The sequence below is a fragment of the Schlegelella aquatica genome, assembly GCF_026013905.1.
Lineage (GTDB): Bacteria > Pseudomonadota > Gammaproteobacteria > Burkholderiales > Burkholderiaceae_C > Caldimonas > Caldimonas aquatica.
In genome coordinates, this window is the sequence record NZ_CP110257.1 from 1500764 (window position 1) to 1513015 (window position 12252).

The 12252-nt window shown below is 67.6% G+C and carries 13 protein-coding genes, 1 tRNA gene and 1 pseudogene; 8 read left to right on the forward strand and 7 right to left on the reverse strand.

What is annotated here, in order from left to right:
- Nucleotides 1-19: 19 nt before the first annotated feature.
- From OMP39_RS06735 to OMP39_RS06755, 5 genes are all read right to left on the reverse strand, one after another.
- A complete protein-coding gene (locus OMP39_RS06735; protein ID WP_264894179.1) occupies nucleotides 20-808 on the reverse strand; it encodes a M90 family metallopeptidase in 789 nt (262 codons plus the stop codon).
- Nucleotides 808-1626 (reverse strand): UDP-2,3-diacylglucosamine diphosphatase, encoded by an 819-nt coding sequence (locus OMP39_RS06740; protein WP_264894462.1) that lies wholly within the window; start codon nucleotides 1624-1626, stop codon nucleotides 808-810. The genes OMP39_RS06735 and OMP39_RS06740 overlap by 1 nt, the downstream gene beginning before the upstream one ends.
- A 25-nt stretch (nucleotides 1627-1651) precedes the next feature.
- A complete protein-coding gene (locus OMP39_RS06745) occupies nucleotides 1652-2146 on the reverse strand; it encodes a peptidylprolyl isomerase (protein ID WP_264894180.1) in 495 nt (164 codons plus the stop codon).
- A 2-nt stretch (nucleotides 2147-2148) separates the two neighbouring features.
- Nucleotides 2149-2709, reverse strand: a complete 561-nt coding sequence (locus OMP39_RS06750; RefSeq protein WP_264894182.1) for a peptidylprolyl isomerase — start codon at nucleotides 2707-2709, stop codon at nucleotides 2149-2151.
- A 157-nt stretch (nucleotides 2710-2866) separates the two neighbouring features.
- Entirely contained in the window at nucleotides 2867-3427 is a 561-nt protein-coding gene (locus OMP39_RS06755; protein WP_264894183.1) for a tetratricopeptide repeat protein, read from the reverse strand.
- A gap of 206 nt (nucleotides 3428-3633) precedes the next feature.
- Here OMP39_RS06755 and cysS point away from each other — a divergent pair, with 206 nt between their 5' ends.
- The 8 genes and pseudogenes from cysS to OMP39_RS06795 form a co-directional block, all read left to right on the forward strand.
- Nucleotides 3634-5010: a cysteine--tRNA ligase gene (gene cysS / locus OMP39_RS06760; protein WP_264894184.1), complete on the forward strand. Its 1377-nt coding sequence runs from the start codon at nucleotides 3634-3636 to the stop codon at nucleotides 5008-5010.
- Nucleotides 5011-5014: 4 nt separating this feature from the next.
- On the forward strand, nucleotides 5015-5656 hold the full coding sequence (locus OMP39_RS06765; RefSeq protein ID WP_264894185.1) for a DNA-3-methyladenine glycosylase family protein: 642 nt from the start codon (nucleotides 5015-5017) through the stop codon (nucleotides 5654-5656).
- A 46-nt stretch (nucleotides 5657-5702) separates the two neighbouring features.
- Nucleotides 5703-6674 carry an acetyl-CoA carboxylase carboxyltransferase subunit alpha gene (locus OMP39_RS06770; protein ID WP_264894187.1) on the forward strand — a complete coding sequence of 324 codons (972 nt, stop codon included), beginning with the start codon at nucleotides 5703-5705 and terminating at the stop codon, nucleotides 6672-6674.
- Entirely contained in the window at nucleotides 6674-8041 is a 1368-nt protein-coding gene (tilS, locus tag OMP39_RS06775) for a tRNA lysidine(34) synthetase TilS (protein ID WP_264894189.1), read from the forward strand. Before OMP39_RS06770 ends, tilS begins: the two co-directional genes overlap by 1 nt.
- A gap of 114 nt (nucleotides 8042-8155) precedes the next feature.
- Nucleotides 8156-9424, forward strand: coding sequence for an aspartate kinase (locus OMP39_RS06780; RefSeq protein WP_264894191.1), 1269 nt, complete (start codon nucleotides 8156-8158; stop codon nucleotides 9422-9424).
- Nucleotides 9425-9555: 131 nt separating this feature from the next.
- Nucleotides 9556-9648 (forward strand) — tRNA-Ser (locus OMP39_RS06785).
- Between the two features lie 454 nt (nucleotides 9649-10102).
- The gene (locus OMP39_RS06790; RefSeq protein ID WP_264894192.1) at nucleotides 10103-10492 is read left to right on the forward strand and encodes a VOC family protein; all 390 of its coding nucleotides are present in this window, start codon (nucleotides 10103-10105) and stop codon (nucleotides 10490-10492) included.
- Between the two features lie 21 nt (nucleotides 10493-10513).
- A pseudogene (locus OMP39_RS06795) lies at nucleotides 10514-10729 on the forward strand (transposase); the annotation flags it as partial.
- Nucleotides 10730-11029: 300 nt separating this feature from the next.
- Here the strand turns inward: OMP39_RS06795 and OMP39_RS06800 are convergent.
- Nucleotides 11030-11539 (reverse strand): copper chaperone PCu(A)C, encoded by a 510-nt coding sequence (locus OMP39_RS06800; RefSeq protein WP_264894193.1) that lies wholly within the window; start codon nucleotides 11537-11539, stop codon nucleotides 11030-11032.
- A gap of 157 nt (nucleotides 11540-11696) precedes the next feature.
- Nucleotides 11697-12086 (reverse strand): hypothetical protein, encoded by a 390-nt coding sequence (locus OMP39_RS06805; RefSeq protein WP_264894195.1) that lies wholly within the window; start codon nucleotides 12084-12086, stop codon nucleotides 11697-11699.
- Nucleotides 12087-12252: the final 166 nt, after the last annotated feature.

Sequence of the window (12252 nt, forward strand, 5' to 3'; positions counted from 1 at the left end):
GCGAGGCCCCGCGCGAGGGTCACGGGCTGTCCGCGGTGGCCGCCGGGTCCTGTCTGAAGTAGCTCTTGAACTGCTCGTAGAGCGCGGGGTGCTCCGCTCGAAAGGCGAGTGGGGCGACGAAGAAGGCTTCCGCGGCGACCGCGAAGAACTCGTCGCAGCCCTGCGCCCCATAGGGGTCCAGGAACGTCTCGCGGCCTTCGTCCACGTCGGTGCAGAAGCGCTCGAACTCCGCGTCGATCACGTCGATCCATGCGGCTCGCGCGGCGGGCGGCAGCGGAGGAACGCCGTCGGACTCGCCGTCTTGCATGTCGAGCTTATGGACGAATTCGTGGATCACCACGTTGTAGGCCCCCTCGGCACCGGCACCCGCCTCGCGCACGTCCCGCCAGGAGAGCATCACCGGGCCGCGGTCCATCGCCTCGCCGGCCAGCACCTCGTCGTAGCGGTGGACGACGCCGTCCTCGTCCATCACCTCGCGCCGCGCCACCACTTCATCCGGGTGCACGACGATGCCGACGAAGTCGTCGTAGAGGTGCAAGCCGAGTTTGAGCACCGGCAGACAGGCCTGGGCGGCTATGGCGACGGCCATCTCGTCGGTGATCGTCAAGCCGCCGGCGCCGGTGAACTCCTTGCGGTCGAGAAAGAGCGTGGCCAGCCGGCGCAGCTCATCCACGTCCCCAGGAGCGCGCTGCCTCAGAAAGGGAAACTGATCGAGCACCGCATGCCACAGGGGGTCGGGAATCGGGCGCGACTGGAGCACGCGCTCCTGCCGGCGTGCTTGCCAGCGTCGCCACCACGTGGGCCACATCAGCGGCCTCCGTCCACCAGCGAGATGCGCTCCAGGCCGGCGGGGGAGAGCCGCACGACCTCCGCCCGGGGGGCGTGCCCGGTCCCGTCCTCGTCCAGATCCCAGTCGCTCAACACATGACGCAGCCGCCGATCGTCCAGCGGGCCGTCGCCCGGACGGTGCGTGTGGCCGTGGATGAGCGCGTCAGCAGCGCCAGCCTCCAGCCAGCGCAGCGCGGCGTCGCGGTCCACGTCGGCATACGCCTCGCGTCCCAGGCGGCGCTTGCGCTCCTCGCTGGCGGCCCGCAGCTGGCACGCGATCTGCCGGCGCACCCCGAGGGGCTGCGCGAGGAACCGCTTGCGCCAGACCGCCGTGCGCACTTCGGCGCGAAACCGCTGGTAGTCCACATCGGCCAGACACAGCGCGTCGCCATGGGTGAGCAGATAACGCCGTCCGAAGGCGTGGAGCACCGTGGGGTCGGCCAGCGGATGGATGCCGCACGCCCCCAGGAAGGCCGGGCCGACGAGGAAGTCGCGGTTGCCGGCCATGAAGCCGATCCACCGCCCCCGCGCCGCAGCGCGCAACCACAGGCCCACCTCGTGCTCGAAGCCCTCGTCGGCCGCGTCGTCGCCCACCCAGGCCTCGAAAAGATCACCCAGGATCAGCACCGCCTGCGCCGGCGTGTGAAGGAGATGGTCGCGCAGGGCCGCAGCCGTGCGCGGCAGCCCGGCGTGCAAGTGCAGATCCGACAGCAGGTCGATGCGGTGCCAGCCCGCGGGAGCGATCAGCTCCGCCGGGTGCGGCACGGCAGAGGCCGGCGCCTCGGGCGCGACAGGCATGAGCGACACGAGCGTCGGTGCGCCTTCAGACCTCGACGGCCTTGAGGATCACCACGTCCTCGTTCGGCACGTCGTCGTGGAAGCCGCGGCGGCCCGTCTTGACGCCCTTGATCTTGTCCACCACCTCGGTGCCTTCCACCACCTTGCCGAAAACGGCATAGCCCCATCCCTGCAAGCTCTCGGAGCGGAAGTTGAGGAACTCGTTGTCGGCCACGTTGATGAAGAACTGCGCGGTGGCGGAGTGCGGCGCCTGCGTGCGGGCCATCGCGATCGTGTAGCGGTCGTTCTTCAGGCCGTTGTTGGCCTCGTTCTCGATCGGCGGGTCGGTCGGCTTTTGCTTCATACCCGGCTCGAACCCGCCGCCCTGGATCATGAAGCCGTCGATGACGCGGTGGAAGATGGTGCCGTCATAGTGGCCGCGGCGCACGTAGTTGAGGAAGTTCTCGACCGTCTTGGGCGCCTTGTCGGCGTCGAGTTCGAGCTTGATGACGCCGTGGTTGGTGTGCAGTTCGACTGCCATGTTCATTTCTCCAGAGTGACCTTCTTGATGACCACCGGTTGTACCGGCACGTTCTCGTACATGCCCCGCGTGGTGGTGCGCACGGACTTGATCTTGTCGACCACCTCCATGCCTTGCACGACCTTGCCGAACACCGCGTAGCCGTGGCCGTCGCGCGCGTTGGCGGCGTCGAGGAAAGCGTTGTCGCTGACGTTGATGAAGAACTGGGCCGTGGCCGAGTTCGGGTCCATGGTGCGTGCCATGGCGAGGGTGCCGCGCTGGTTGGACAGGCCGTTGCGGCTTTCGAGCGGGATGGGCGGCTGGGTCGGCTTCTGCTTCATGTCGGGCGTGAAGCCGCCGCCTTGGATCATGAAGCCGTCGATCACGCGATGGAAGATGGTGCCGTCGTAGTGGCCGGCCTTGACGTAGGCGAGGAAGTTCTCGACCGTCTTCGGCGCCTTGGCCGCATCGAGTTGCACGACGATGTCGCCGGCCGTGGTGTTCAGGCGCACCGTCTGGGCGGACGCGACGCTGATGGTGGCCGCGAAGGCCACGGCGGTGGCGGCCAGGCGTAGGGAAATCATCGTTGTCGGACTCCTGAATGACCTTGGAACGAAGAGACGTGCAGCCGAGAGGATAGACGACCCGCCAAAGGCGCGACGGCCTGGTGCCATCGGGCCCGCTCCGCGAAGGGGGCGGGAAGCCGGCGCCGGCGGGGAGGCGCCGGTCTCGGCATGCCGGCTACCGCGCTCCCGAGGGCGGGAGCGCCGTGACCCGCCCGCTGGCCAGCTTGCGGGCCGCCTCGAGCTTGGCAGTCACGCCGGGTTGGCCCGGTGAGAGATCCGCGGCCCGTCCGTAGGACTGCGCCGCCAGCTTGGCATGCACATCGCCCAGATTCTCGTGAGCGGTGGCGTAATCGGGCTTCAGGCGCACCGCCATCTCGAAGGCAGCGCGGGCTTTGTCGAGTTGTCCGGACTGGGCGAGGACGACGCCCAGGTTGTTGTAGGGCTCGGGCAGCTCGGGCCGCTCCTGCACCAACTGCGAAAAGAGCGCGATCGCCTCCGACGACTTGCCCTGCTCGGCGAGGACCACCCCCTTGAGGAAGCGCAGTCGATGATCCGTGGGCTGTTGGGCCAGTGCGCGTTCCACGCGCAGCAGGGCCTCGGCCGTCTGCCCCTGCCGCAGCAGCGCTTGCACCTGCGCCGATTCGTCCGCGCGCGCGGGCAAAGCCCCCCCGCAAAGGGCCAGGACGAGGACGGCGGCCGACCACCGGACGGTGGGCAAGAGCGAGGCTGGGGGCATCGGGTACCTTGGGCGTGGCAACGCTATACTGCGGCGATTCTACGAGGCGACAGGCGCCTCGACCCCTGCAAACCCGCATCGAGCGAGGCCCGGTGCCGTGTTGAAATCCTCCCGCCGGTCGCCTGCGCGCAGCGCGCCGTCACACCTGGTCGGCTCCTGTTGAGCCGGCTCGTCACGACGAGCGCCCCTTCCGTTTTGCATCTCCCATGACGCTTTCGATCTACAACACCCTGACGCGTCGCGTCGAGCCGTTCACGCCGATCGAGCCCAACCATGTCCGCATGTACGTCTGCGGCATGACGATCTACGACTACTGTCACGTGGGCCACGCGCGGATGATGCTGGTGTTCGACGTCGTGCAGCGCTGGCTCAAGGTGCTGGGCTACCGCGTCACCTACGTGCGCAACATCACCGACATCGACGACAAGATCATCCGGCGGGCGATCGAACGGGGCATCACGATCCGCGAACTCACCGAGGAAATGGCCCGCGCGATGCACGAGGACATCTCGGCATTGGGCATCGAGCCGCCGACCCATGAGCCACGGGCCACGCAGTATGTGCCGCAGATGCTCGAGATGATCCGCAAGCTCGAGGACAAGGGGCTCGCCTACCGCGCCTCCAATGGCGACGTGAATTTCGCGGTGCGGCGCTTCCCCGGCTACGGCAGGTTGTCCGGCAAGTCGCTGGACCAGCTGCGTGCCGGCGAGCGCGTGGCCGTGGGCGAGGGCAAGGAAGATCCGCTGGACTTCGTGCTCTGGAAGGCGGCCAAGCCCACCGAGCCGGACGAAGCCAAGTGGGAGTCGCCCTTCGGCCGGGGACGTCCGGGCTGGCACATCGAGTGCTCTGCGATGAGCTGCGCGCTGCTCGGCGAACACTTCGACATTCATGGTGGCGGCATGGACCTGCAGTTCCCGCACCACGAGAACGAGATCGCGCAAAGCGAGGGCGCCACAGGCAAGCCCTTCGTCAACGTGTGGATGCACAACGGCTTCCTCAATGTCGACAACGAGAAGATGTCGAAGTCGCTCGGCAATTTCTTCACCATCCGCGACGTGCTCAAGCGCTACGACGGCCAGACGCTGCGTTTCGCGATGCTGCGCACCCACTACCGCAGCCCCTTCAACTACAGCGACACGAGCCTGGAGGACGCGCGGCACGGCCTGACCCGCCTGTACACGGCGCTCGACACCGTGCCCCCGGCCGAGGGTGTCGGCATCGACTGGCAAGAACCGCACGCCGCGCGCCTGAGGGCGGCGATGAACGACGACTTCAACACGCCCGAGGCCATCGCGGTGTTGTTCGACCTCGCCTCCGAGGTGAACAAGACCCGCTCGCCGCAGACGGCAGGCCTGCTCAAGGCGCTGGCCGGCACCCTCGGACTGCTGCAAGGCGCGCCGCGGGAGTTCCTGCAAGGCGGCTCCGGGGTGGACGAGGCCTACATCCAGTCGCGCATCGAAGCGCGCTCCCAGGCCAAGCGCGAGAAGAACTACGCCGAGGCCGACCGCATCCGCGAGGAGCTCGCGGCACAGGGCATCGTGCTGAAGGACACTCCGACGGGCACCACCTGGGTCAAGGCGTAGCGACATGCGCAAGGGCGTCACTCCGGAGTATTGGGACGAGGCCTGCAGGCACTTGGTCAAGCGCGACCGGGTGATGCGCAAGCTCATCCCCCAGTTTGGCGAGGCACGGCTGCAAAGCCGCGGCGACGCGTTCACGACGCTGGCCCGCTCCATCGTCGGTCAGCAGATCTCCGTCAAGGCCGCGCAGTCCGTGTGGGACCGCTTCGCCGCGCTCCTGCCCGGGCCGTCGACGCGCATTTCGCCGGCCCAGGTGCTCGATCTGCCGCTGGAGGCCCTGAGGGCTGCAGGGCTGTCCGCGCGCAAGGTGGAGTACCTGCGCGACCTGGCTTCGCACTTCGCCAGCGGGGCGGTCCACGTGCGCCAGTGGTCCTCGATGGACGACGAGCAGATCATCGAGGAGCTGGTCGCGATCCGCGGCATCGGCCGCTGGACGGCGGAGATGTTCCTGATCTTCCATCTGATGCGGCCGAACGTGCTGCCGCTGGACGATCTGGGCCTGCTGCGCGGTATCAGCCTGAACTACTTCAGCGGCGAGCCCGTCTCGCGGGCCGAAGCCCGGGAGGTGGGCGAGGCCTGGGCCCCGTTTCGCTCGGTGGCCACATGGTACATTTGGCGCAGCCTCGACCCACTGCCGGTGGAATATTGACAACGATCATCGAGGCCTTCGTCTTCATTGACGGGGATCACTTGGGATGAGCAAGAAACACTTCCTCGAGTTCGAGCAACCGATCGCCGAACTCGAAACCAAGATCGACGAACTGCGTTACGTGCAGAACGAGTCGGCAGTCGACATCTCCGAAGAGATCGACAGGCTCAGCAAGAAGAGCCTGCAGCTCACGAAGGAGATCTACGCCAAGCTCACGCCCTGGCAAGTCACGCAGATCGCGCGACACCCCCAGCGGCCCTACACCCTGGACTACGTCAACGAGATCTTCACGGACTTCCAGGAGTTGCACGGGGATCGCCATTTCGCCGACGACCAATCCATCGTCGGAGGTCTGGCCCGCTTCAACGGGCAGGCCTGCATGGTCATCGGCCACCAGAAGGGCCGCGACACGAAGGAACGCGCGATGCGCAACTTCGGCATGTCGCGCCCCGAGGGCTACCGCAAGGCGCTGCGCCTCATGAAGCTGGCCGAGAAGTTCGGCCTGCCGGTGTTCACCTTCGTGGACACGCCCGGCGCCTATCCAGGCATCGGCGCGGAGGAGCGGGGTCAGTCGGAAGCGATCGGCCGCAACATCTTCGAGATGGCGCAACTCGAAGTCCCGATCATCGCGACCATCATCGGCGAGGGCGGCTCTGGCGGCGCGCTGGCGATCGCCGTGGCGGACCAGGTGCTCATGTTGCAGTACTCGGTCTATTCGGTCATTTCTCCCGAAGGCTGCGCGTCCATCCTCTGGAAGACGGCCGACCGCGCGAGCGAGGCGGCCGAGGCATTGGGCATCACCGCGCACCGCCTCAAGGCGCTTGGTCTGATCGACAAGATTGTCAACGAGCCCGTCGGTGGCGCGCATCGCGATCCCAAGCAGATGGCAGCCTACCTCAAGCGCGCACTGAGCGATTCGCTTCGCCAGGTGGCCGACTTGCGCACCAAGGAGCTGCTGCAGCGCCGCTACGAGCGGCTGCAGAGCTACGGGCGCTTCACCGACACCAAAGAGCACTGATGTCGTCCCCGGTCGCCGCGCCCGCTACGGTCGCGGTGGCCTACAGCGGCGGCCGCGACTCGACCGCCTTGCTGCATGCCACCGTGAGGGTGGCCCGCGAGCAGGGCTACCAGGTGGTGGCGCTTCATGTGCACCACGGGCTGCAGCCCGCAGCGGACGAGTGGCTTTCCCACTGTGAGGAGACCTGCCGGCGCTGGCGCCAGCGCGGCGGGCCGATCACGTTCGCGCATGAGCGTCTGCCGCTGAACCTCGGCCCAGGCCAGAGTGTGGAGGCCGAGGCCCGGCGCGCGCGCTACGAGGCGCTGGCTCGCATGGCGAAGGCGCACGGGGCGAGTGTGGTGATGCTGGCCCACCATCGAGGCGATCAGGCCGAGACCTTCCTCCTGCAGGCTTTGCGCGGAGCAGGGGTGGCTGGATTGGCGGCCATGCCGCGTGAGGTCGATCGCGAGGGGGTGCGGTGGTTGAGGCCGTGGCTGGATCGGCCCCGCTCGCAGATCGAGGCGTACGTGCGGCTGCACGGCTTGAGCTACATCGACGACACGAGCAACGCCGACCCTCGCTATGCCCGCAACCGGCTGCGCCTGCACGCCTGGCCGGCGCTGGCCGCCTCGTTTCCTCAGGCGGAGCAGGGCCTGGCCCGCGCCGCCGCCTGGTGCGCCGAGGCCGCCGAATGCGCGCAGGCGCTGGCGGCCTTGGATCTGCAAGCCGTTTCGGGGGCGGAAGGTCTGTCGCGCTCGGCATTGGTCGCGCTCGGGCCGGCGCGCGCGCGCAACGCCTTGCGCGCTTGGTACCGGCAGGCCACAGGTGTGCCGCTTCCTGCGCAGGCGTTGGATCGTCTCTGGCACGAGTCGGGCGAGGGAGTGTCCGCGCGCGTCTGGACGCTCCCCGCCGCCGTGGTCCGGCTCTATCGCGACAGGTGGTCGCTGGAGCCCCTTCACGAGGGTGCTTCTGCCGCGGCGAGTGGGAGCGACCGTGCGCTGGAACCGGCAGCGGGGCTGCCGATGCAGGTCCCCTTGGCGGCGCAGGGCAGTGTGGACTTACCGCAGTGGGTGGCGCGGCTGACGGTCAGCACGCCGCGCGACGAGGGGGACAAGGCCCTCAGCGTGCCGCGCGAGCTGCTCGAGACCGTGGAGCTTCGGCCCCGGCAAGGCGGCGAGACGTTCCAGCTCGGCCCGGGCCGCCCCCCCCGCAGCTTGAAGAAGCAGTACCAGGCGGCGGGCGTGCCCGCCTGGGCGCGGCGGGCTCCGTTGGTCTATGCCGGCGATCTGCTGGTGTTCGTCCCCGGTCTCGGCGTGGACGCCCGGGCCGCGGCGTTGCCCGGTCCCCACCGGCTGTGCATCGCTTGGGAGCCCTTCGGGCAAGACTAGCGTGCCCGAGCGCCAGCCTCGCGTCAGCTGGATTGCTGCACTGCAAGGCTACAATTGCCGGTTCGCGACCGCGGCGCGAACCCCTTCGTCCACCCATCCGCGCACCCAACTCCCATGGCATTGATCGTTCACAAATACGGCGGCACGTCGATGGGCTCGACCGAGCGCATCCGCAACGTTGCCAAGCGGGTCGCCAAGTGGCACCGTGCCGGCCACCAGATGGTCGTGGTGCCCTCGGCCATGAGCGGCGAGACCAACCGGCTGCTGGCGTTGGCCAAAGAGCTGGCACCCGCCACGCACACCACCGAGTACGCCCGCGAGCTGGACATGATCGCCGCCACCGGCGAGCAGGTGTCCGTGGGCCTGCTGTCGATCGCCTTGCAGGCCGAGGGCCTGCAGGCGGTGAGCTATGCCGGCTGGCAGGTGCCGATCAAGACCGACTCCGCCTACACCAAGGCGCGCATCGAGAGCATCGACGACGCGCGGGTGCGCGCAGACCTGGCCGCGGGCAAGATCGTCATCATCACAGGCTTCCAGGGCGTGGATGCGCAGGGCAACATCACCACGCTGGGACGCGGCGGCTCCGACACTTCCGCGGTGGCCGTCGCCGCGGCGATGAAGGCCGACGAATGCCTCATCTACACCGACGTGGACGGGGTCTACACGACCGACCCGCGCATCGTGCCCGAGGCGCGCCGCTTGCACACGATCAGCTTCGAAGAGATGCTGGAGATGGCGAGCCTGGGCTCGAAGGTGCTGCAGATCCGCTCGGTCGAGTTCGCGGGCAAGTACCGCGTGCCGTTGCGCGTGCTGTCCAGCTTCACGCCCTGGGACATCCCGATCGAGGAAGAGGCCAAGTCGGGCACCCTGATCACCTTTGAGGAAGACGAGAAAATGGAAAAAGCCGTTGTGTCGGGCATCGCCTTCAACCGCGACGAAGCCAAGATCACCGTCATGGGCGTGCCGGACAAGCCCGGCATTGCGTACCAGATCCTCGGCGCCGTGGCGGATGCGAACATCGACGTGGACGTGATCCTGCAGAACGTCTCGCACGAGGGCAAGACCGACTTCTCGTTCACCGTCCACCGCAACGACTACGCCAAGACCATCGACCTGCTCAACAGCAAGGTGGTCCCGGCGCTCGGCGCCGAGAAGGTCGTGGGCGATCCCAAGATCTGCAAGGTCTCGATCGTCGGCATCGGCATGCGATCGCACGTGGGCGTGGCCGCCACGATGTTCCGTGCGTTGAGCGAAGAGGGCATCAACATCCAGATGATCACCACCAGCGAGATCAAGACGAGCGTGGTGATCGACGAGAAGTACATGGAGCTGGCGGTGCGCGCGCTGCACAAGGCCTTCGACCTCGACCAGGACGCCGCCTGAAGGTGACGCGCCGCGTCCAAGGGTGTGGATCTCGCATCTTCGGCCTGCTTGTACACGCCAAGCGTTCACGAACCGGTTTCGCAGTTGCGAGTTTCGCGGTTAGAATGTGCGACTCACGCCGATTTCCGGCTGGAGACGTGACCGAGAGGCCGAAGGTGCTCCCCTGCTAAGGGAGTATGGGGTCAAAAGCTCCATCGAGGGTTCGAATCCCTCCGTCTCCGCCAACCCTGGACGCGGCAATGACCGTGACAGACGGCCAGACCCTCTACAAAAGAGCCCCGACGAACGGGGCTTTTTTGTGCGCGTTTGACCGCTGCGCTGTTTGACACCCGGCAGCAAGAGGGGCAGACCGGCACGCGCGCTTTCCGGTACGCCCGGGCCTGTGGCCTCGAGCGCAACCCAGGGGCGGACCTCCCGGCTGGTCGATGCTACCGGCGCAGAAGGAAGCCTCGCTACGCCCTAGATTTGAAGGTTCAATAGGTTGTTTCGGGTGTTCACCCGAACGTAGGCGTCCGGGATGTCATCTTGACTGGTTCGTGCCGGCGCTCGTCCTTATATCTTTGCCCCCGGGGGGGCGCCCCACCCCCCACGGGGGTGTCGGGAGCGTTTGCCGTTCGTCAATGAGGTGGTCGTGTCCCGACGTACCGTGAACGCATTCCCCGGAATCAAGGAGCACGTATGTCGAACGAGACGCCCTTCATATGGCATGAGTTGGTCACTCCCGATCAGCCGACGAGCGGAAGCTTCTTTCGCGAGTTGTTCGGTTGGACCTCCAGGGAAGTAGACGCAGGGCCCTTCGGCGTCTACACGCTGTTCCAGAGCGATGGTCGGGATGTCGCAGGGATGATGAACCCGACGCCTGACACCTCGGGTTCCGGCTCCTATTGGCACTCCTACATTGCCGTGGACGATGTCGACGAATGTGCTCGACGTGCCCAGGCATTGGGTGGGAGGACGCTGGTAGCTCCGCATGACGTACCAGCGTTTGGTCGTGTGTGCGCCGTCGCCGATCCGACCGGTGCGGTTGCGCACCTGGTGCAGCCCCGGCCTGCTGAGGCGCGAGACTGAAGCCGTCTGGCGCCACCCCGCGCCACGGCCTCCCAGCTACAGACCGACGAAGGCCAAGCCGCGTACCAACGTCGCAAGTGGATCGCCGAGCCACCGAACGGCTGGATCAAGAAAGTGCCGGGATTGCGGCAGTTCAGCCTGCGCGGGCTGCACCGCGTGCGAGTCCAGCGGAAGCTCCTGTGCTTGGCGCTGAATCTGCGGCCCATGCCCGTGACCGCCGTGATGGCCGGGACTTGAGCGGCCCTGTCAGCACGACGGTGCCGGCCCAGGGCGGTGGGGCGCGCAGGCGCCGGACATCAAGGAGGAGGCGGCGGCCACCGGCCTGCGCCGGGGGACAGTCCGGCGACTGCGGGCCCCGCCGCCCTGGGCTCGCTCGACCTTTCATCGAGCCTCGAACACCGCTTCGGCCTTGTAGCCCGTGTCGGCCAGCGCCTGCTCGGGCGGCACGCCCAGGTGGTCCTTGACCGCCTGCAGCAGCTGGACAACTGGGCTGCTCGATGGCGCTGAGGGTCAACTCGGCGGCCGAAGCTTTGCTGTTCATTGGTGCTTGTGATCGCCGTGCGCGCCAGGCGCCGGTGCACCGTTTTCGGCTTGGGGCATTTCCACTTTGACCTCCACGGTCACCTCGCCTGCTTTCTCGAAGCGAAGCGTCATCGGCACGCTCTCGCCCAGCTTGAGAGGCGCTTTGAGGCCCATGAACATGATGTGCAGGCCACCGGGCTGCAGCTTCACGTTCTGGCCCGCCGGGATGTCGATGGCGCCCACCTCGCGCATCCGCATCACGTTGCCTTCCAGCGTCATCGTGTGCAGCTCGACGGACGCTGCGACCGGTGAAGCGGCGGAAAGCAGTTTGTCGGGGCTGGTGCCGCGATTCGTGAGGCTGAGGAAAGCGCCGCCGGCGCGCTGGCCGGGCACCGTCGGCCGTGCCCAAGGGTGGCCCACCTCGATGTCTCCGGCGCGGTAGCTGTGCGCCATCGAATGGGTCGCGAGCAGTGCGACCAGGACAACGGCGAGGGTGCGGAAGGGGCGGATGAACGAAGAATTCATGTCGTGGTGTGGAATTGGAAGACAAGGAACGCGGGGCACGACGCGCGAAGCGCGACGAGGGCTTCGCGCGACGGCCGGCTCGCAGCAGGCGATGAGGTGCACTGCACCGAAGGCGACGGCACGCCTCGCACGCGCGGGCGTAGCGACGCCGGTGGCATCAGGCCGCGGGCGGCCCTTGCTGGCGGCCGGCCATCCAGGCCCGCACCCGATCGAGAGTTTGCGTGGGGCAAGAGTGCAGCCGGTACTCGCCGGGCCCAGCCTGGGGTGCGGCCCGCGTGAGCGGTGCCGACGGAGGGGCGAGCACCAGCACCGAGAGCGGGCAGGGGTCACTCCAGGAGCCGGAGTCCGGCGCAGGGTCTTGCGAGTCGTCGTTGCCGGCGGCGGGAGCGATCAGGCGGACGCCATAGACGGTGCAGACCTCGACCAGCGGCTGTCCTTGCGCACGAGCCGCCGCTGCCGCGAGGACCGGCATGGCCGCCTGCCACACGAGCAGGCACGCCAGCCAAGTGGCCCAGCGGGCCAGGGTGGAACGCGCACGACGGATCACGCTTGCCATTGTGCCGAAAAGAACGCGCCGTCAAGAACTGCCGGAACCGCTGCAGCCTCACTCGGGGTACCGCCCGGAGTAGGCCTCCCGTTCGAGATGACGCGATCCGGATGAAGCGGTCCGGCAGGCCCTCGCGCCCTCTGTTCGTCGGGCATCGAAGATGCTC